The organism is Gracilibacillus kekensis (genome assembly GCF_900143085.1).
In the GTDB taxonomy this organism is placed as follows: domain Bacteria; phylum Bacillota; class Bacilli; order Bacillales; family Amphibacillaceae; genus Gracilibacillus; species Gracilibacillus kekensis.
Window position 1 is genome coordinate 684,498 of the sequence record NZ_FRCZ01000001.1, and the last position, 19,805, is coordinate 704,302.

The 19,805-nt window shown below is 36.3% G+C and carries 17 protein-coding genes; 5 read left to right on the top strand and 12 right to left on the bottom strand.

Annotated features, from left to right (window positions below; genetic code table 11):
- Positions 1-40: 40 nt before the first annotated feature.
- The 5 genes from fba to BUC25_RS03210 form a co-directional block, all read right to left on the bottom strand.
- Positions 41-898 (bottom strand): class II fructose-1,6-bisphosphate aldolase, encoded by an 858-nt coding sequence (gene fba, locus BUC25_RS03190; RefSeq protein ID WP_073199585.1) that lies wholly within the window; start codon positions 896-898, stop codon positions 41-43.
- Positions 899-1,062: 164 nt separating this feature from the next.
- Positions 1,063-1,422: a response regulator gene (locus BUC25_RS03195; protein WP_073199587.1), complete on the bottom strand. Its 360-nt coding sequence runs from the start codon at positions 1,420-1,422 to the stop codon at positions 1,063-1,065.
- A 303-nt stretch (positions 1,423-1,725) separates the two neighbouring features.
- On the bottom strand, positions 1,726-3,333 hold the full coding sequence (locus BUC25_RS03200; RefSeq protein WP_073199588.1) for a CTP synthase: 1,608 nt from the start codon (positions 3,331-3,333) through the stop codon (positions 1,726-1,728).
- A 265-nt stretch (positions 3,334-3,598) separates the two neighbouring features.
- Entirely contained in the window at positions 3,599-4,117 is a 519-nt protein-coding gene (rpoE, locus tag BUC25_RS03205; protein WP_073199590.1) for a DNA-directed RNA polymerase subunit delta, read from the bottom strand.
- 133 nt (positions 4,118-4,250) lie between these two features.
- Positions 4,251-4,838, bottom strand: coding sequence for a P-loop nucleotide/nucleoside kinase family protein (locus tag BUC25_RS03210; protein WP_073199592.1), 588 nt, complete (start codon positions 4,836-4,838; stop codon positions 4,251-4,253).
- Between the two features lie 801 nt (positions 4,839-5,639).
- Between BUC25_RS03210 and BUC25_RS03215 the strand changes: the two genes are divergently transcribed.
- Both BUC25_RS03215 and BUC25_RS03220 read left to right on the top strand, forming a co-directional pair.
- Entirely contained in the window at positions 5,640-6,788 is a 1,149-nt protein-coding gene (locus BUC25_RS03215) for a phospholipase D-like domain-containing protein (protein ID WP_073199594.1), read from the top strand.
- Between the two features lie 19 nt (positions 6,789-6,807).
- Positions 6,808-6,969 carry a XapX domain-containing protein gene (locus tag BUC25_RS03220; RefSeq protein ID WP_073199595.1) on the top strand — a complete coding sequence of 54 codons (162 nt, stop codon included), beginning with the start codon at positions 6,808-6,810 and terminating at the stop codon, positions 6,967-6,969.
- A gap of 363 nt (positions 6,970-7,332) precedes the next feature.
- On the opposite strand, the gene argS is transcribed toward BUC25_RS03220, so the two are convergent.
- The 3 genes from argS to BUC25_RS03235 are packed head-to-tail and all read right to left on the bottom strand — an operon-like array spanning position 7,333 to position 10,496.
- Positions 7,333-9,000 carry an arginine--tRNA ligase gene (argS, locus tag BUC25_RS03225; RefSeq protein WP_073199597.1) on the bottom strand — a complete coding sequence of 556 codons (1,668 nt, stop codon included), beginning with the start codon at positions 8,998-9,000 and terminating at the stop codon, positions 7,333-7,335.
- A 13-nt stretch (positions 9,001-9,013) separates the two neighbouring features.
- The gene (locus tag BUC25_RS03230) at positions 9,014-9,442 is read right to left on the bottom strand and encodes a YwiB family protein (protein ID WP_084543339.1); all 429 of its coding nucleotides are present in this window, start codon (positions 9,440-9,442) and stop codon (positions 9,014-9,016) included.
- 16 nt (positions 9,443-9,458) lie between these two features.
- On the bottom strand, positions 9,459-10,496 hold the full coding sequence (locus BUC25_RS03235) for an AimR family lysis-lysogeny pheromone receptor (RefSeq protein ID WP_073199599.1): 1,038 nt from the start codon (positions 10,494-10,496) through the stop codon (positions 9,459-9,461).
- Between the two features lie 547 nt (positions 10,497-11,043).
- Between BUC25_RS03235 and BUC25_RS03240 the strand changes: the two genes are divergently transcribed.
- Positions 11,044-13,152, top strand: coding sequence for a transglycosylase domain-containing protein (locus tag BUC25_RS03240; RefSeq protein ID WP_073199601.1), 2,109 nt, complete (start codon positions 11,044-11,046; stop codon positions 13,150-13,152).
- A 606-nt stretch (positions 13,153-13,758) separates the two neighbouring features.
- Here the strand turns inward: BUC25_RS03240 and BUC25_RS03245 are convergent.
- Positions 13,759-14,271 carry a YwhD family protein gene (locus BUC25_RS03245; protein ID WP_073199603.1) on the bottom strand — a complete coding sequence of 171 codons (513 nt, stop codon included), beginning with the start codon at positions 14,269-14,271 and terminating at the stop codon, positions 13,759-13,761.
- Positions 14,272-14,625: 354 nt separating this feature from the next.
- Between BUC25_RS03245 and BUC25_RS03250 the strand changes: the two genes are divergently transcribed.
- Both BUC25_RS03250 and BUC25_RS03255 read left to right on the top strand, forming a co-directional pair.
- Positions 14,626-14,808 (top strand): 2-hydroxymuconate tautomerase, encoded by a 183-nt coding sequence (locus BUC25_RS03250; protein WP_058308733.1) that lies wholly within the window; start codon positions 14,626-14,628, stop codon positions 14,806-14,808.
- A gap of 13 nt (positions 14,809-14,821) precedes the next feature.
- Positions 14,822-15,013 carry a hypothetical protein gene (locus tag BUC25_RS03255; RefSeq protein ID WP_073199604.1) on the top strand — a complete coding sequence of 64 codons (192 nt, stop codon included), beginning with the start codon at positions 14,822-14,824 and terminating at the stop codon, positions 15,011-15,013.
- Positions 15,014-15,079: 66 nt separating this feature from the next.
- Here the strand turns inward: BUC25_RS03255 and BUC25_RS03260 are convergent, their stop codons facing one another.
- From BUC25_RS03260 to BUC25_RS03270, 3 genes are all read right to left on the bottom strand, one after another.
- Positions 15,080-15,856 carry a class I SAM-dependent methyltransferase gene (locus tag BUC25_RS03260; RefSeq protein WP_073199606.1) on the bottom strand — a complete coding sequence of 259 codons (777 nt, stop codon included), beginning with the start codon at positions 15,854-15,856 and terminating at the stop codon, positions 15,080-15,082.
- A 40-nt stretch (positions 15,857-15,896) separates the two neighbouring features.
- The gene (locus tag BUC25_RS03265; protein ID WP_073199608.1) at positions 15,897-16,703 is read right to left on the bottom strand and encodes a class I SAM-dependent methyltransferase; all 807 of its coding nucleotides are present in this window, start codon (positions 16,701-16,703) and stop codon (positions 15,897-15,899) included.
- A 225-nt stretch (positions 16,704-16,928) separates the two neighbouring features.
- Entirely contained in the window at positions 16,929-19,763 is a 2,835-nt protein-coding gene (locus tag BUC25_RS03270) for an MAP7 domain-containing protein (protein ID WP_073199610.1), read from the bottom strand.
- Between the last annotated feature and the right edge of the window lie 42 nt (positions 19,764-19,805).

The following is a 19,805-nucleotide window of genomic DNA, read 5'->3' on the forward strand; positions in this document are numbered from 1 at the left end:
GAAAACCCTGTTGACCATGCAACAGGGTTTGAAATATCAATTATTCAGCTTTACCTGAGGAACCAAATTCACGCATTTTTCCGATTACAGTGTCTTTAATTGCATCTCGGCTTGGTCCTAAATACTTACGAGGATCGATCATTTCAGGATTTGCTTCTAAAACCTCACGAACTACTTTTGTTTGTTGGATTTGGTTTTCTGTGTTGACGTTAATTTTAGAAGTACCAAAAGAAATTGCTTTTTGAATATCCTTTACTGGAATACCAGTTCCACCATGAAGTACCAATGGAATACCTGCAATTGTATTGATTTCTTCCATTTCTTTAAAACCTAAGTTTGGTTCACCTTGATAAGGTCCATGTACAGATCCTAGTGCTGGTGCAAGACAGTCCACACCAGTACGTTGAACTAACTCTTTACATTCTTCAGCATCTGCGTACATAATTCCACCCTGTACACCATCTTCATTACCGCCTACTGTACCTAGTTCAGCTTCAACAGATACACCGTGGAAATGTGCAAGTTCTACAACTTTCGATGTTTCCGCAATATTTTCTTCAAATGGATCATGAGATGCATCAATCATTACAGATGTAAATCCTGCATGAATTGCTTTAGCACAAGCCTCAAAACTTGAACCATGATCTAAGTGAATAGCTACTGGAACAGTTGTCCCTTGCGCTTCCATTGTCGCTTCAACCATTGCAACTACTACATTAAAACCACCCATGTATTTTCCGGCACCTTCAGATACACCAAGAATTACTGGAGACTTTTCTTCTTCTGCAGCTTGAAGAATAGCTTGTACATACTCTAGGTTATTAAGATTAAATTGACCTACAGCATAACGATTCTTATTAGCTGTTTCAAGCATTTCTTTCATTGATACTAATGGCATAGTTGTTCCTCCTTTAAGGTATGTATATAAAATTGTATCGACAATCGATCCTACTTCGAAAGATTGCACCCATTAATAGAATACCAATTCCACACGAAAGGTGCAACATAACAATCAATAGTAACCGCTTTCCTAATAAAATTTATTACAGAAATTTAATAAAACTATTTCAAAATATGATTAACCATTTCTCTAATATCATTTAACTGAAATGGTTTGCCAATTGTTTTAATTACTGATTTATAGGCCTTCATTTCATCATTTGCTTTATCAGGAAGTCCACTCATCACGACCGTAGGTACAAAAATATTTTGCGCTTCCAATTTTTTTAACAGGTTTGGACCATCAATGATAGGTAATTTATAATCTAGTAAGATAAGGTCAGGCTGCTTGGCAGTTATAGAGTCTAATGCTTCTTTCCCATTTATCGCGACTTCAACATTGTATCCTTCTTGATGAATTACTTCCTCTAGTAATAGTCGGATCCCGATTTGATCATCAACCACTAATACTGTTTTACTCATGTATCGTCAGCTCCTTTTCTCTCTTTACACTGGATAAATTTGTCATATATTGCGAACTGTTAGCTTTTTGAATTATGACCTTCTACTTATATTTCGATATTATACTTAAAAATCCTGCAAAAATCGTTTTTTTTAAGAAAAATTCAGACATTACTATAAGTCATATTAAGTTATTTATCCTACTCAAAACGAATCACAAAAAATGTTAAAAACTCGTTGTCATAAGAAAAACCGCCACAGCTTGATGCTATAGCGGTCGGAACCCTCTCAAAGGCTAAGTGTAGGAAAATGAAAAGTCTCACTTTATCTTACGGAACCCTTAGTAGCTGCATTGATAAATCCTTTGAATAACTGTTGTGGTTTCGTTGGTCGTGATTTAAATTCCGGGTGGAATTGAGATGCCACAAACCAAGGGTGATCATTTAGTTCGATTGTTTCTACTAATTTTTCGTCTGGGCTAGTACCTGAGAAAATGAATCCACTGTTTTCCATTTGTTCGCGGTATTGATTGTTAAATTCAAAACGGTGACGATGACGTTCATAAACTACATCTTCATTTTCATAGGCTTCTTTGGTTTTGGTACCATCTTTTAAACGACAAGGGTAGAGACCAAGACGTAAAGTACCACCTAAATCAGAGACATCTTTTTGTTCTGGTAACAGATCAATAATTGGATAAGGCGTATTCGGATCGATTTCAGCAGAATTTGCTCCTTTAAATCCTAAGACATTACGGGCAAACTCCACAGTTGCAAGCTGCATCCCTAAACAAATTCCTAAGAAAGGCAATTTGCTTTCTCTGGCAAAACGAATTGCTTCAATTTTACCTTCTATACCACGGTCACCAAATCCTCCTGGTACCAGTAACCCGTCTACATCATTTAATTCACTTGCCACATTTTCAGCACATACTTCTTCAGCATTGATCCACTTTATGTCTACATCTGCATCATGTGCAAAGCCAGCATGTTTCAGAGCTTCTACTACAGAAATATAGGCATCAGGTAATTCTACATACTTTCCAACGAGACCGATAGTGATTTTTTTCGATAAGTTTAAAACGCGTTCCACTAATTCATTCCATTCCGTCATATCTGCCTGTTCACAATCTAATCCAAAGTGATCACATGTTAATTGATCTAATTTTTGTTCCTGCATAGCCAATGGAACATGGTATAGCGTATCCGCGTCTCCCGATTCGACAACGGCTTTTTCATTAATATCACAGAATAAGGCAATCTTTTCTTTCATTTCTTGACTAATCTCGTGTTCTGTTCGTAACACGATAACATCTGGTTGAATACCTAATGAACGCAACTCTTTTACACTATGCTGGGTCGGCTTTGTTTTTAATTCCGCTGCTGCTTTAATGTATGGAACTAGCGTACAGTGAATGTACATCACATTTTCTTTACCGATATTACTTTTAATTTGGCGAATTGCTTCGATAAATGGAAGTGATTCTATATCCCCTACAGTACCGCCAATTTCGGTAATAACGATATCGGCGTTCGTTTGTTTACCAGCTTGGAATACTTTATCTTTAATTTCATTTGTGATATGTGGAATTACTTGAACCGTTCCACCTAAATAATCGCCACGACGCTCTTTTTTAATAACCGTAGAATAGATTTTTCCTGTGGTAATATTACTGTATTTATTTAAATTAATATCGATAAAGCGTTCATAATGCCCTAAATCTAAATCCGTTTCTGCCCCATCGTCTGTAACAAAAACTTCGCCGTGTTGATAGGGGCTCATTGTTCCCGGATCGACATTGATATATGGATCAAATTTTTGAATCGTTACTTTTAATCCTCTGTTTTTTAATAAACGTCCTAAAGAGGCGGCTGTAATTCCCTTTCCAATAGAAGAAACAACTCCACCAGTTACAAAGATATATTTCGTCACACTTTATCCCTCTTTCTTTTTTAATTGTTCTATCTATTGTTTAGTATTCATTTTTCTTTTTTCTCTATGTAATACTAAACTTGATTGAATTGGTAATTAGAAATGCTGATCGTTTTTGCTCCATCGCTAAAATTTTATGCATTGCTAATAAAAAAATAAAAAGCGCTCCCCTTAAGCAGGGGAACGCTGTATATTATCCATTAAATTATGGAGCCCAATAAAAATTTTACTCAGAAGCTACTCGAAAGTCAAGTATCTCTTCTAACTATTTTTCTTCTTCGTCATCTTCCGTGTCCAAGTCATCATCGATATCATCTTCTAAGTCGTCATCATCATCGAAATCAAAGTCATCGTCGACAATGTCCGTATCCGATTCTAAATCATCATCAAAACCAATTGCATCTTTCTCAACAATGGTTTCATCTAAATCTTCTGATTCATCTACTTCTTCGACTGGAGCTTTTTTCTTTACTGCTTTTTTCTTTTTCTTCTTTTTCTTCGGTTCAGGCGTGATATCTTCATCTATTTCTTCGACAGGATACCATTTCTTCAAACCCCACAGATTCGATCCTTTGGTCATAAACCGACCATCGATATTCAAATCTGTATAAAACTGAGAGATCCAAATATCTTTATCAGCTTCCGAAAAACCTTTTAATTTTGCGACACGATCAAAAATTTTACGGAAATCCAATGCTTTTTTCTCTTCTTCCAGCACTTTTGTTGCAATATCAATCATTGCCATATTATCTATTTTTTCTTGATTTAATTGCTTTAATTTCATGTTATAGCACTCCTTTTATCTCAATCTATATGTAAACAAATTCCAATGATCAGTTACGTTCTACCATCATATTATATGGCTTTGTTCTTTGAATTGCAACAATCTTTCAAGGAGCTATTTTTAACAGCAATGGTTACCTTTTGATAAACGTTACTAATTTTTCTACTTTCTCGTTCGTTAAATCTCCTGCATTATCAAAAATGTTGATGTTATCCTCAGGAATATCCCAATTTATAGTAGGTACGAAGTCAACTCTTGTTTCATAAGAACCCCAGTTGTCGAGTTTCCAAGTGTCTCTTTCCGTTCCACGTTCTTCAATACGCTTACGCTGTTGCTCAATGTCTTGCAGAGTAACTACAATTACTTTAACATCAATATCCGCTTTTGTTTTCCCACTCGCTGTGATTACCTCTTCAATCCATTCTTTATTTTTCAGCTCTGCTGTAAATGGAGAAATCATAAAAACATTTTGTCCAACACGTAAGTTTTCAATACATATATCTTTTGTTGTATCGTACTCTAAATCACGTAAATTCTTTTTGTAAAAGTCAGAATCACGATCATTTGGATCAAGGTCATTCATTTCGAGAAAACGTTCTACAAAACGTCCTCCTACTGTATCACGATCAAGAAAAGCACAAGGGATTTTTTCTGAAATTTTTTCAGCAACCGTCGTTTTACCTGTACCTGCTACCCCTACAAAAAATACTAACTTTTGCACGATATCCACCTCTTCTAAATAATTATTCCTTCTATATGTTAACGTATTCTACTGAAAAACGCATCCATTAAGTGATAAAGTGAGACGTCAATCAAAGACTACGACTTACATATCTCTTAACTTCAAACAAGAACGATGCAATATCTATTGTTGCGTAATATCAGGAAACTGCGACATAACCTTGTGGTAATTTTGACATTAATGAGTGTGACATCCGCTTCGGCTTGCCCACTTCCCTTTCCATGGGCTTTTTCCTTCAGCTAACTTTTCCCTGCAAAAATCGCATGAAAAAGTGGATCTTCAGGAAAAAGGATCCCATAGGAGTTGAAGTGGGCGCCTACGCTCAATGAGATTCTACATCAATGACAAATGCTATCCCTTCAGTATCCTACTAAAAAAGATAGTCGAAAAAGCCAATATGATTATTCTGGCCTAAGTTGTCGAGTATATCTAAGCGAAGGCGTCCACTTTCACTCCTGCGAGATATTTTTATCCGAAGATCCACTTTGGTAAGTGGTCTTTGCTTACCAAAGTTAGCTGAGGAGAAAAACCCGCGGAAAGGGAAGTGGAGAGCCGTAGCGAATATTTAGTGAATTACTCATTTCAAAATTACTACTTCGACTATATAGTTACCCATCGGTTATTGCGCAGTTTCTTCCTAATACGCATATCAATCTTTTGTCAAAGCCTCTATGCCCGGCAAAGCTTATCAGGAAGTTAAGGTATTACGGACGCGTACACAGTAATTAATGATTTTAAACTTATTTGGGTACATTAAGAGAGGAAATGAGGGAATAGCGTATGTTTTTTATAATTGGATTGATTCTTCTCTGCGTCATTGACTTCCAAATAGGCAAATGGTTAATGGGTAAGCGAAACAAAAGCACTTCATGGGTAACAAGTACCGATCAAGTTGACGTCTTCACTTCTGGTGACCGCCTGTTTGATCAAATGCTAATCGATATGGAAAATGCTAAGTATTCCATTGATATACAGTTTTTTATCATTCGTAATGATCGAATTTCCAATCAGTTTTACTCTTTACTTGTTAGAAAACAGAACGAAGGGGTAAAGGTAAAAGTGATGACAGACTGGGTTGGCAGTTTAAAATTTCGCAGTAAATGGTTAAAGGATAAAGTATCGTTTCGAAAAATGAATCGCCCGGTATTTCCTTTTTTCTATCACCTTCAACAACGAAATCATCGCAAAGTCTTGGTTGTAGATAAGACGATTAGTTATATTGGCGGATTTAACCTAGGAGATGAATATGTAGGAAAAGATAAAAAGCTGGGTAAATGGCAGGACTACCATTTACGCTTAACCGGAGATATCACCGCAGTGTTGCAGAGATCATTTAATCTCGATTGGGATCCTCAAACACAAACACTGGACAGAACAGACCTTCAGGAAAAAGAAGGCGTAAAAGTGTTAGCAACTGAAGGGGATGTTTTAGAAAACGAAATTCTCGGCCTTATTTCGCAATCAAAAGAGTCTATTGACATTGGGTCTCCCTATTTTATTCCTACGAAACAAATTGAAAAAGCACTTATAAAAGCATTAAAAAGAGGTGTTACGTTGACAGTAGTGGTTCCTGATAAAGCAGATCATCTATTAACGAAAGCAGCAGCTTTAGCATATTTCAATAAGATGAAAAAGCATGGGGCAAATATCTATTTATATAAAGATGGTTTTTTCCATGGCAAAGTAATGTTTTTTGATAAAGCAATTTGTGATATTGGCACAGCTAACTTTGATCGACGCAGCCTTTGCCTTAATCAGGAATTAAATATCGTTGTAACGAAGGAGCATGACATTTTCCAAGAGATGATGCGTATTTATGAAAAAGACCTCTCCATTAGTAAAAAAATGACCGACGGATGGCTCAAACATCAGCCTGTCTACTTAAAACTATTAATGTGGCTCACGATCCCTTTCAGGTCCTTACTTTAAAGATTGGAGGTTGATTAATTTGCAAGTTTTCTTAGCACTTATCACTGGGTTAGTTGTTGGATTTCTATTTGCTTGGTTAAAACTACCGATTCCGGCCCCACCCGCCTTGGCAGGGGTCATGGGCATTGTCGGTATCTACTTAGGCTTTCGGCTATTTGACTGGGTCCAGCAATTTTTCTAAAAATATATAAAAGAAACAAATTGCGACATAAATGAAATGGTAATGAAATATTTTAACTGCTTAAAAACCGCTTCGGCTTGTCCGCTTCCCTTTCCGCAGGTTTTTCTCCTCAGCTAACTTTGGTAAGCAAAAACCACTTACCAAAGTGGATCTTCGGATAAAAACTTCCTGCAGGAGTGGAAGCGGACGCCTACGCTTTTTTATACTCTACAACTCAAGCATCTATAATCATATTGGCTTTATTCAATTTCAGTTATGTCGTCCTTTCCTGCTTTCATTCATTAAATTAGTCTTTAATTACCCGCAAACAAAAAAGCTGAAACTTTTTTAGAAAGAATCCAGCTTTTTTGATGATAATGATATTTACATGCTTTGTGGTGCATTGACTCCGATCAGTTTCATACCATTTGCCAAGGTAATGCGTACTGCTTCCATTAAAGCAAGTCGAGCTTTTGTTGCCTCCACGTTATCCTCATTAATGACCTTCTCTGCGTTATAAAAGCTGTGCAGATTTGCTGATAAGTCAAAAATGTATTGCGTAATTCGGTGTGGCGTACGGTTGATGGCTGCATCTGCAATCACTTGTGTAAATTCACCCAATTTTTTCATTAACTCTTCTGCCTTTTCAGATTGCAGAAGACTTGCCTCATAATCCGCGAAATCGATCCCTTTCTCTCCTGCTTGTTTTAACATTGTACAGATCCGGGCATGGGCATATTGTACATAATAGACAGGATTATCATTCGACTGGGACTTTGCTAAGTCCATATCAAAATCCAAGTGGGAATCAGCAGAACGCATCACGAAAAAATAGCGCATCGCATCAATGCCAACTTCCTCCATTAATTCGCGTAACGTAACAGCCTTACCGGTACGTTTACTCATTTTTACTTTTTCGCCATTTTCAAAAAGGTTGACCATTTGAATGATTTCAACTTCTAACGTATCAGCATCATAGCCAAGTGCCTGAATTGCAGCATGCATACGCGGAATATACCCATGATGGTCTGCACCCCAAATGTTAATCAATTTATCAAAACCACGGTCTAATTTATTTTTATGGTAAGCAATATCTGGTGATAAATAGGTGTAGGAGCCATCTTGCTTCACTAATACACGATCCTTGTCATCACCAAAATCTGTCGAACGGAACCATGTTGCACCGTCTTCTTCATAGATATAGCCTTTCTCCCTTAATAACTCGATCGCAGGAGTGATTTTGTTCTCTTCATATAACGATGTTTCCGAAAACCAGTGATCAAATGTGACACGAAACTGCTCTAAGTCTTTCGCTAATTTATCTAATTCGAACTTTAAGCCGTATTCACGGAAAAATGCCTGTTGTTCCTGATCAGACTTCTCTAATAATTGCTCACCATATTCTTTTGCAAGTGTCTCAGCAATTCCAATAATGTCGGCACCGTGATAACCGTCCTCCGGCATTGACTGTTCTTTACCTAGTGCTTGCATGTAACGAGCTTGAACAGACAACGCTAGATTATTGATTTGGTTACCAGCATCATTAATATAATATTCACGAGAGACATTGTAACCCGCTTTAGCTAAAATATTACACATCGAGTCACCAACAGACGCACCACGAGCATGACCTAAATGTAAATCACCTGTTGGATTGGCTGAGACAAACTCTATTTGAATTTTCTCTCCCTTACCAGTATCAGAAGATCCATATTCTTCTTTTTGTTCCAAAATCGTTGGAATCAGTTTTGTTAAGTACTGATTATCGATGAAAAAGTTAATAAAACCTGGACCGGCAATGTCTACACTTTTAATCGAACCTGTCGTTTGATTTAATTGTGCCACAATGTCTTCCGCGATTTGCCGTGGTGCTTTTTTAGCAATTCTTGCAAGCTGCATCGCAATATTTGTTGCATAGTCACCATGTGCTTTATCCTTTGGCTGTTCAAGCACAATCGCAGGCATTTCTGCTTCTGATGCCAATTCGGCTGCTAAAACAGCTTGTTTAATTTCTGATTTCAAGGTCTCCTGCATTTGTTGCATCACGTTCATAATCCTGCCTCCATTACTCTTCTTTTTTTACCAATATGGTTAATAGATGACGCCTAGGTTTATCGTTATTTAAACTAGTGGAATAGCTAATAAATAGTTTTCCATCCTCATTTGCTTGAGGTGGCTGATACGTTACTTGCTCTGTTTCTGTTTGCATATGAATGGTGCCGAATTGATGCCGATAAACATTTTCTGTTATTCGTTTCTCATCAAATTTCTGCAACATCGATACTGCCCCAGAGCGTTTCACACTTACTCTATCTGAATGAATGGTAATCAGTGAATCTGTTCGTTCCTTATTTTCATTCTCTTCACTAAATTTCAATACAGTAGTATTCGCCTTTTCCAATAGTTGACCTTTTTCTTCAACAATGGTGACGTCTTGTTTTCCTGCATCCAAAATTTCCATCGTCATTTTAATCGCTACTTGAGTTTTCAACACTTTATCAAACATCCTTCTATTGATCAAGGGCGTTTAACGCCTCAAGAGGTAATCTTGCATAAAAATAATCATCACGCTCTTCGATAAATCGCTGATAAGCCGTGCGTAATAAATATTTGTCTTGTTTAGCTTGTCCCAAATAATATTGCTGAAAAGGTGTTAATTGTTCAAAATCAGATAATATTTCAATACATTTTTCCGTATCACCTTCTGCAAGGGCAATATGAGCTTTTTCAGCAGAATCCTGACTCGAAATACCCTCTGTTTTTTTATAGTAAGCTGAGATAAATGGAAGGGTATAGTTCTTCAATCCGTAAGTTGCTCGCTCATATGACAATTGTTGAGCCATCTCGATAGCTACAGAGATATGATGCATTGCCTGTTCATAACCATCAAACAAGTATCCCTGAGCCAGAATATTATGAATATCGATTTGTTTACGTAGGTTATTTGATTTTTTTAATAGTTGATAGCCATATTTTCTAGACAAAATTAATTCATTGCGTTTCCAATGATAAATAAATAACGTTTCATTTAAGCGAGACTCAAACAATTCATAGAGTAACGGGTCCTTTACCTGTATCAAAAGACGTTTAATACTTTCATTGAAAGTTCCGATTTTACCGTAATGATGCATATCAAAATAGCCATAAATATGAACAAGATCTTTGAGGATCCGAACGGTAATATCCTCTTCGTAAATTTTTATACGATTGACAGCTTTGATATATTTGGATGGTGTTTCTGGTTTTATTTGTGTGGAGGCTATCGTTTTACGTTCATACATAATCTGATAGATTCGAGCTGATTTACGATTAACTCTATTTGTTGCATATTTTATCTTATCAATCATTACTTTTAATTCTTCAAATAAACCATTCACATATAAATATTCCATAGCCGTTCGCTGATTTTCTTCATTTTCAGTCGCTAAACAGATTTCACTCATATCTTTTAACTCATGGCTCTGTCCTCTAAGCTGCTGATAAATAACGTGTAATGGCATCTCTGTATCATTTGCCATAAATTCACTCACAATTTGATTTCTTTTCATTCCAATCCCCTAATTCATAAAAAAGTGAGACTGCAATCAGTACGAGGTTTAATCTCCTTCTAATTGCTAGCATCCGTTTATCTCCCACTTAGTATTTTGCTTTTGTTCGAATTTTAAAGTGGAGGATTTCGAACGGTTACCCCTCTTATAAAGTCGTTACATATTTTATCATACTTAACGGTTTTGTTACATTTATTTCTCTTTTTTCATTTTACCCAACCTAACAATATTTCACGTACAAACTTACTACTCTTACGGCAGAATTAACGATAGCATTTTTCAGTAAATTACCTTCCCTTTTGACAGGCTTCTATAATATGTACCTACTTACGATCTTTTATTGTAAATAATACTATTCTAGAGTTTTTTAACAAAAAATCAAATAATTATTTATTTAGTATGTTTATACCCTGCTTTTTTGAACCATAATGCTAATAACGATGAATAAAAATGCAGGGATTCTGTCTAGAATACAAAACAGAGGATAGTCAGCTGTCTTTACGCTTGATGGCGTTTTCCTGTCATTGTTTACAAGGGAGGGTGTGTTATGGGTCGGAGGAGCCGGAGGAGGAAGCGGCGGTTATGGAAATTATTTGTCTTTCTATTCTTTTTAATTGGATCTTTTTCTGCCGTTTTGTTAATTGCAAGCTTTTTACTTGGACCGCCATCTTTAGATCGATCCCAAAATACGATTTATTATAGCGAAAATGATGAAGTGATTGGCGAAGAGTTCGGGTCTGAAAAAAGATACTGGATGACTTTAGATAATATAGATGATACTTTAGAGCAGGCAACGATTTGGACGGAAGATCAACATTTTTATGATCATTTTGGTTTTGATTTCAAACGCCTTGCATCCGCTATTTGGAAAGATTTAAAAACACTGTCCCTAAAAGAAGGAGCCAGCACGATTACCCAACAGTATGCTCGTAATCTTTTTCTTACACATGAGAAGACGTGGAAACGAAAATTATATGAAGCTTTTTATACCATACGTTTAGAGATGTTTTACGACAAGGATGAGTTATTAGAGGGTTATTTAAATACCATTTATTATGGCCATGGTGCATATGGAATTGAAGCAGCCAGTAAATACTTCTTTGCTAAGTCAGCTTCCGATTTGACGTGGGCCGAAGCATCTATGCTGGCAGGCATTCCTAAAGGGCCTTCCCACTACTCACCTTTTCATGATTATGAGAAAGCAAAATCCAGACAGGAATTAATTTTGAAAAATTTACATGAACAGCAAGTGATTGATTCCGAGACTTATGAAACTGCTATAAAGGAAACCCTAAATTTTTCTGAAGAACGGATGATTACAACAAAGGGACTTGCACCTTATTATCAAGATCTGGTCGTCGAGGAACTAAAGGATTTATTAGGGGTTACTATGGAAGAAATTCGTTCTGGTGGTTATCAAGTATATACCACCCTTAACGTCGAACAACAACAACAACTAAAAGCAACTACCGATCGTTTAATCGAGAACCCGGAATTACAAATAGGCGCGGTGGCCATGGAGCCCTCAACTGGTGCCATTAAAGCTCTAGTGGGAGGTAGAAACTATCAGGATTCCTCTTTCAATCGTGTGACACAAGCAAAAAGAATGCCTGGTTCTGCCTTTAAACCGTTTCTTTATTATACCGCCTTAGAACAAGGTATGACAGCTGCAACAACCTTGATGAGTAAACCTACTACTTTTGAATTAGCGGATGGTAAGCTGTATCAACCAAGTAATTACAATGACTATTATGCCAACCAACCGATCACCATGGCTCAAGCGATTGCCTTATCGGATAATATTTTCGCTGTTAAAACAAACATGTATGTAACTCCTGACCGATTTGTCCGGGTAGCAAAGGACAAATTTAATATTAAAAGTGAACTGGCACCTGTTGCTTCTCTGGCTTTAGGAACAGAAGTGGTTACGATGAAGGAGATGGTAACAGGATACAGTATGATTGCTAACGGCGGAGAGAAGATCAATAGTTATACGATCTCAAAAGTGACAGATGCACACGGAGAAGTATTATATGATCGCCAAGAAAGCGAATCTGAAGATAAAGCTTGGAGTTTGTTTTCAAAGAAAGATAATAATCAAATACTTAATGAAGAATATACCTACATTTTATCTGAGATGATGAAAGGCATGTTTCAAGAAGAGCTAAATGGCTATATGAGTGTTACCGGGGCATCAATCGCTAATCAATTGACACATGAATACGCTGGAAAATCTGGAACCACCAATTCTGATAATTGGATGATTGGTTTTAGTCCGTCATTAACAACAGGTGTTTGGACCGGTTACGATGATAATCGAGAGATTGTGAAGACTAGTGATCAGCAATACGCCAAAGAAGTATGGGCTGATTTTATGGAAAAAGCACATAAAGATATTCCTGTAGAGAGTGTTGTTCGTCCTGAAAATGTTGTGGAAGCTTCGATCGATTTAAATACCGGTTTGCTTGCTTCAGATGCTTGTAGCCATACGGCAACACTACTATTTGTCAAAGGTACCGAACCAACAAAATATTGCACCTTACATTTAGAAGAATATCAACACGAACATCCTGAAGAGTTTGATGAAATCATCTCTGAAGATGACCTGATCGACAATTGGTGGGAATGGTTGTGGACTGGGAAAGATGAACAATAAACTTCACAAAAGAAGGATTATACGACATACATTTGATGGTGAATTTTGAGATTTTATAACTGTTTGGTAACCGCTTCGGCTTGCCCACTTCCCTTTCCGTGGGGTTTTCCCCTCAGCTAACTTTTTCAAGCACAAACCGCTTAAAAAAGTGGATCTTCAGGGAAAACAGTCCCACCGGAGTTGAATTGGGCGCCTACGCTTACCATTAGACAATAAACCAGCTTTTATAGATAACAAAAAATTAATCTAAATGATAAGTTGATAGGAAATTGTGAATAAACTAACTTGATTATTCTTGCTTCAGTTGCTGAGTACTAAAAAGCGCAGGCGTCCGCTTAGCACATATAAAACTCACAATTACCCCCTAGGTTATGCCGTACTATCTTTCTTTTATGCATCAGGCTGATGCCTTAATTTTTAATTGTTTGCTACGCAAAAGCAGCAATGCCAAAATCTTTTTTTATTAGAACGGAAAAAGGCTGGGCAGAAGCCCAGCCTTTTCCGGTCCTAGTAACTAAGAGTTACCATGTGTATTCATTTTATAAACAAAGATCCTTTAGGACAAGTATAATTGTTCATTTTTAGACAAAGTTCACAAAATGTTCATTATTCAGGTAATGCTTGCTTTAATTCATCCGTCGAATTTTCCCACATTTCTGCATCAAATTCACGTAAAAAATCAGCTAATAATTTTTTTGATTTATCATCCATATGATCAACGATAACATGACCTTTCATCGATTTATCCATATGATTCACATGTTCTGGCATTGATTTATAAGCACGTTTAATCGAACGGTCTACTACAACCTCGCAACCTGTAACCCCATGATAATAGGCTCCATTCTCTCCCCGTTCTACCGTTACCCATACAATCCAATATAATTTACCGTTTTTCACTACTTCTCGATCTGGAATGAACTTCACTCGTCGTTCTACTTCACTGCGAGCATGCATCGCCCCCATATCTACAAAGGCACGATCTTCATTCGGATCAATGATGACTGGTGAGATGTTTTCCAAACTGACCGAACCTACACCATATCCCCCATGACCATCTGTAGAATCGTCTTTCATAATCGTAAACGCATTTGACTTTTTCTTCTTTTCTTCACTCATGACAACGCCTCCTAATTTATACTGAGTTTATTATTTTAATTATATTTTTTAACTGCCACTTAGTTTTGTATTGCTCTTCACGGGATAATGTGGGCTGTTGGCGAGATAACTAATGCTGTTCACGGGATAAATTGCTTTATCCCGTGAACAAGAGCAAGTATCCCGTCAACAACTATGGATATCCCGTGAAGAGCAAAAGTTATCCCGTGAAGAACCTATTTTCTGAATAAAACGCAACTTATGCGTCTACTTTTCATTGTATCATGTTTGAATTGGTGGTTTCATCTTCTGTGTTTCCCTCTAGCAAGATTTGCGATACAATGAAAATACATTTAATTAAAAGGAGAGATACGTATGCCATATGTAACAGTAGAGATGTTAGAGGGGCGCACCGATGAGCAACGTAAAGCGTTAATTGAAAAAGTCACAGATGCAGTAGTGGAAACAACAGGTGCTTCTCGTGAAAAGGTAGTAGTATTTATTGAAGATATTGATAAACGCAACTATGGAGTAGGTGGCAAACGACTGATCGATTAGGAGTGTGTTGTTAATGATTTATGTAAGTATAGATGGATTTCAAGCCGGAGATATGTTTTTTTCTCTGCTTCTATTCTTTATCGTAGCAATCGTCATGTTTATTCTAATCATTAGACGTTCAAAATCTAGGACACAAAACCAACTAGACCGTGTGGAACAAAAGCTAGATAAGCTTTTAAACGAAACAAATGACAAATCATCATAAAATTGCCTAATGTACATATTAAAAGGCTATGAAGTTCAGAGTTAACACTTTGAACTTCTATTTTTATTATTTTATTGCTTTCCAAATCGTCCATCTATCTTTTTCGATGATATTAGTATCAGTTGGCAGTGACTTATCGATATGCTTAAGGAGCAACTTCAGTTCATTATCGTCTAACTCATGTAAGATACTCCTCCCCGTTCGATTACTTATATCTTTTAACAATCGCTCTTTGTTTTTAAAACAGGCTCTCGTTTCCCATAACTTCACTTCCTCAATGTGGCTAAATCCCACTTCCTGCAACATTTTGATCGCAAAATCGCTCGTATACCTGCGTTTTTCTTCCCATTCCATTAGGCGAGGAAAAAGTTCGAAAAAATACCCTCTAATATGATTATTATCCCCCTTTATGAAACAATCTTCTGGCGTTCGATCTTGTATAATACAAAACCCATCCCTTTTTAACAATCGAAATGCTTCTGAGAAACAAGAACGCAAATCATTAAGATGATGAATCAACGCTCTTTCCATTAACAAATCATATGTTTGACTATGTAAGCTGGTTTCATAGGCATTCCCATTAACAAAAGTAATATTATTGTAGTTTTTACAATTTTCCTTTGCTCCTTCAAGTATAGCTTTAGAAAAGTCAACACCAGTTACCTTTTCTACTCCCATATCCGATAAAGCTTTCGAATAAATTCCACCACCACAGCCAATATCGAGAGCCTTTTCTATGTTTTCAATTGGTACAAGGGCTTTTATTGCTTCTCTCCAAGAGCTATCCGCCTCGCGAGTTGTATAGGTAATTCGATTTTTTTTACTATGAAAATCAATTCCCATCTTTATCTCTCCCTGCTATTTTAGATGGATTGCTTTCTTATTAATCACTTGCCTTCTTTCCACATAAAAAGAAACTTTTCGGAATTTGTATGTCATCATTATCTAAATGACCAAATAATGAGGATATATCGTGATTGTATTCTTCAAATTGATCAATACTCAGCTTATTTTGAATTAATCCATTTATTATTTGAGAAAAAGTAGGGTCAAAATTATAACTTGGTAACGCGGATTCATTTTTCACTTTGCCAATGTAGTCTAATCCATCATTAAACACAAGTGGTCCATTTTTAAAATATGAATATCTTAATTCATAAGGATTCTCGCGGTTCTCTTCATCTAATAATAACAAGAAAGGGTGAATTTCGTAGATGAGAACATGTCCATTAACCTTTAACATACGGTTAATTACTTTGAAGAATTTTGATATATCCGGAAACCACATTAGACTCCCTGTTGAAATATATACAATGTCGAAGCGATTGTTATAATCATCAGAAATATCATAAATATCGGTTTGAACAAAATCACATTTTACATTCACCCTTTTAGATAAGAGACGCGCCGACTGTATTGCATTGTCCGATATATCAAAACCAACTACTTCTCTAGCACCCAAGTTCTTTAGGGACATTGTTTCTTCCCCATCATTACAACAAACTTGAGCTATAGCTTTTCCTATCAACCCATAGAAAGATAATTTTTCAGTGATTACGTTATCTAGTGTTGAGTATCCTGATTGTGCAAATTTCTTAAACTTCCCATTCTCTTCCTTCTTAACTTGATGACTCTGATTCACCTGATTCCATGCCATTCTGTTTGCTTCCGTATAATCTTTACTGTTCACTACTGCTGCTCCTCTCTATTCCGCCGATAAGTGATAAAAACTGATTATGTTAATAGTTAAATTTTAACATAATTTGATTGCAATCAGTTATGATTCAAACGTGTTGAATTCACTAAAAATTACATCAGAGTAGTATCAAATAAAAAAACAAGTGGTTCTATTTGATAGATTAGACCACTTGTTTTTTAAAATCTTTAAACGAATTAATATTGATTGTAGCAAAGATTATTCCACAGTAACTTCAAATGTTGTCGAAGCTAGTATTTCGGTCGATTGCCAGGAAGTAACTTGTATTATTACATTTGCTACACCTTTTCCGTTTCCTTCGATGAAAATTCCTCCATCATTGTATGCTCTTGCGATCGATTCATCACTACTTACTGCTATTAATTTATAGGAATTAGAATATTCAGAAATCGGCTCACCATATTCATCCATAAAAACATCCGGTATTTCAATCCCTTGTATGCTTCCTTCTGTAATTACTTGATCTGGAATCGTATTGTTGATCCAGACACTTTTATAATCTTCCACTTCCACATAAGCGTTACCTTCGGATACACCTGTGCTATTTCTGGATTGAACAAGTAGGCCTGTTGCTCCTTCTGGCATTTGGGTATCCGCCAAATGGAATTCTAAATCCGTTCCTGTAGGTGACCAGATCGTGAGTGGATCCCCGATTTTTTGTGCTTCATCATTTACCCAATATAATTCATAGCTGGACACATAGGTTTCATCCAAGGCTTTAGTGACACTCACTGTTCCACTGAACTCGCCACTTAATGGGTTTTCATCGTGAAACTGAATAGTTGTCGGTGCATCAGGTAAAGGTAACAAATTCACATTTACATCAAATGTGGTGGATAGCACCTGTTCATTCGTTTCCCTGTCTAGGAGGCTTACTGTTATCTTAGTAGACCCTTCAGAAAATCCATTTAGATAAAAAACATTACCATCGATTCCAGCTTCTGCTATCGTAGCATCACCACTTCTTATCTCGAATGAATAATCTTGATTAAAACCATCTATGGATTGACCATATGGATCAACAAAGTAATTAACAAATTCAAAATGAGATGGTTCATATAAATACAACCTGGTATCAGGAATTGTCTTTTGTATCCAAGGTTCACTCAAATCCTGAACCGATGTATATACATATTTCTCTGACTGTCCAAAATTGTTGATTGAAACTGCAATAATTCCCGTTGCACCTTCAGGTATATCAGTGCCATTTGGGAAAGTATATGTTAAATCTTCTCCCGTTTTAGTGATTTTCTTAATGGCTTCACCCATTTTTTGCTGACTACTATTTGCCCAATACAAACTATAGTGGCTAATATTGGATTCCTCTACTGCTTTTTCAACAGTCAAAGTCCCCCTTATTTTATTCTGTAAAGGATCGATATCAGTAAAGTGTACTGCTTTTGGTGCTTGTAATGGTTTGCTTTCCACTAAAACAGAAAACTTCTTTGTTGTTTTGAAAGAGCCTAGACCAACAGATAAAGTGAATGTGGCTTGACCATTCTTTTGAGGTACTATTTTTAATTGTGTACCATCAATTTCTCCCTCTGCAACGCTTGGATCGTTTGACTGTATTGCATATGTTAGCGATTGTTTTATTTTGAAAAAATCATTTAGATCAAGAATTTTGATTCCATTTTCTAATTGAAGCTTTTGGCCTGTAATTGACTGAATATCTGCTTTTATAGCTTCTTCTCTTTCTAATTGAAGTTGTTTCTCTCGTTCTTTTTCCAAACGAAGTTTTTCTTGTCTTTCTTGTTCTTTTCGTTGTTCTTCTCTTTGTTCACGAAGCCTTTGTTTTTGTTGATCGGTGAGTGTTTCTTTAAACTGCTCTTCCGCTTGTTGTTGTTTTTGATTTATCTGTTTTTCATTTTGCTCTTTTTGTTGCTCTTGTGCTTTCTTAATTTGTTGTAACAGGTTATTAAGTTGATTTTGTTGTTGCTTTCGTGCTTGACGTTGCTTTTCTTGTGCTTGTTTCATCTGCTGTATTCTTCTGATTTCTTCTAATGCACTTGCTTTTCTCTCGTCAAAAACATCCCTCATCGGAGAGGTTTTATCTACATTTATCTGCTCATTTATCCGATTGATTTCTTCTTTACTTAATTTATTTTGATTGAAAGCCTCAGTAGCAATACTATTAATTGTATTGTTGAGATTTTCCTGATAACGCATATAAGCATCAGCATTTAAACCGATTGTTTCAAGTATATCTCCGTCTTGTTCTAATCGGTCTATTAAATCTTTATTCTCTTGATCTATGTTTCTTTTATTTCGTAGCAACGCTTCAATAATACTTGGATCTGAGTTTGCAACTAAATTATTTATACTTATATCATTAATAAGAACCTGAGACGTTTCATTATCATTATTAGTAAAATTTGCCTGTAGTGCAGGATAGATGAGTAAACCGGTTCTTGAATTAGATTCTGTCATTGAATCTGTTACACGAACGATTCCTGAGACAACCATAATACTACTTTCGCCAACTACCGGATCATAGGACGTTATAAAGTGAGTACCCTCTGCCACTGACTGAACATCACCCATCTGCACCGAGTAATCATTATGTTTGCCAGAGTGGTATACCGTACCTGCTAGTTGGCGCATCGAAAGATTAATTCCTTTTTCGTTTGAATAAATATCTATTATTTCTATTTCTGTATTAGCGCCTAAGATTGCCGATTCATTAGAGTTTACGATTAGTTCCACTGATGCGTCTTCTTTAGATATTACTCTATCGCCTGTTATTAATTCAGTATCTGAGGTGATTTCTAATTCGGTATCATTTCTAATAACTAAGACATCTCCAGTAACATTCGTTAATGTAACTGTATCGCTAACAGCTTCTTCATTTGTAACATCTGAATTCTTCTCTTGTGATGTGTTTTCTTCGTTTTCAGTTACTGTTACTTCTGACTCACTTGATTCTACGGTGTTAGATTCAAACGAAAATGACATTAAAGCATTAATACCTATTGCGGTTAGTAAAACAACAGTACATACAACAACCAGTATGACAAGTTTCTTTCTGTTCATACATTCCCTCCCATTAAAAAAGTAGTTAATCGAGACATATAA

Coding starts and splice junctions, on each gene's coding strand:
- BUC25_RS03250 (WP_058308733.1), top strand. CDS start 14,626: ATGCCATATGTAACAGTAGAGATGTTAGAGGGGCGCACCGATGAGCAA.
- fba (WP_073199585.1), bottom strand. CDS start 898: ATGCCATTAGTATCAATGAAAGAAATGCTTGAAACAGCTAATAAGAAT.
- rpoE (WP_073199590.1), bottom strand. CDS start 4,117: ATGAAATTAAAGCAATTAAATCAAGAAAAAATAGATAATATGGCAATG.
- BUC25_RS03235 (WP_073199599.1), bottom strand. CDS start 10,496: ATGAAAAGAAATCAAATTGTGAGTGAATTTATGGCAAATGATACAGAG.
- BUC25_RS03270 (WP_073199610.1), bottom strand. CDS start 19,763: ATGAACAGAAAGAAACTTGTCATACTGGTTGTTGTATGTACTGTTGTT.
- argS (WP_073199597.1), bottom strand. CDS start 9,000: ATGAACGTGATGCAACAAATGCAGGAGACCTTGAAATCAGAAATTAAA.
- BUC25_RS03195 (WP_073199587.1), bottom strand. CDS start 1,422: ATGAGTAAAACAGTATTAGTGGTTGATGATCAAATCGGGATCCGACTA.
- BUC25_RS03240 (WP_073199601.1), top strand. CDS start 11,044: ATGGGTCGGAGGAGCCGGAGGAGGAAGCGGCGGTTATGGAAATTATTT.
- BUC25_RS03245 (WP_073199603.1), bottom strand. CDS start 14,271: ATGAGTGAAGAAAAGAAGAAAAAGTCAAATGCGTTTACGATTATGAAA.
- BUC25_RS03215 (WP_073199594.1), top strand. CDS start 5,640: ATGTTTTTTATAATTGGATTGATTCTTCTCTGCGTCATTGACTTCCAA.
- BUC25_RS03255 (WP_073199604.1), top strand. CDS start 14,822: ATGATTTATGTAAGTATAGATGGATTTCAAGCCGGAGATATGTTTTTT.
- BUC25_RS03260 (WP_073199606.1), bottom strand. CDS start 15,856: ATGGGAATTGATTTTCATAGTAAAAAAAATCGAATTACCTATACAACT.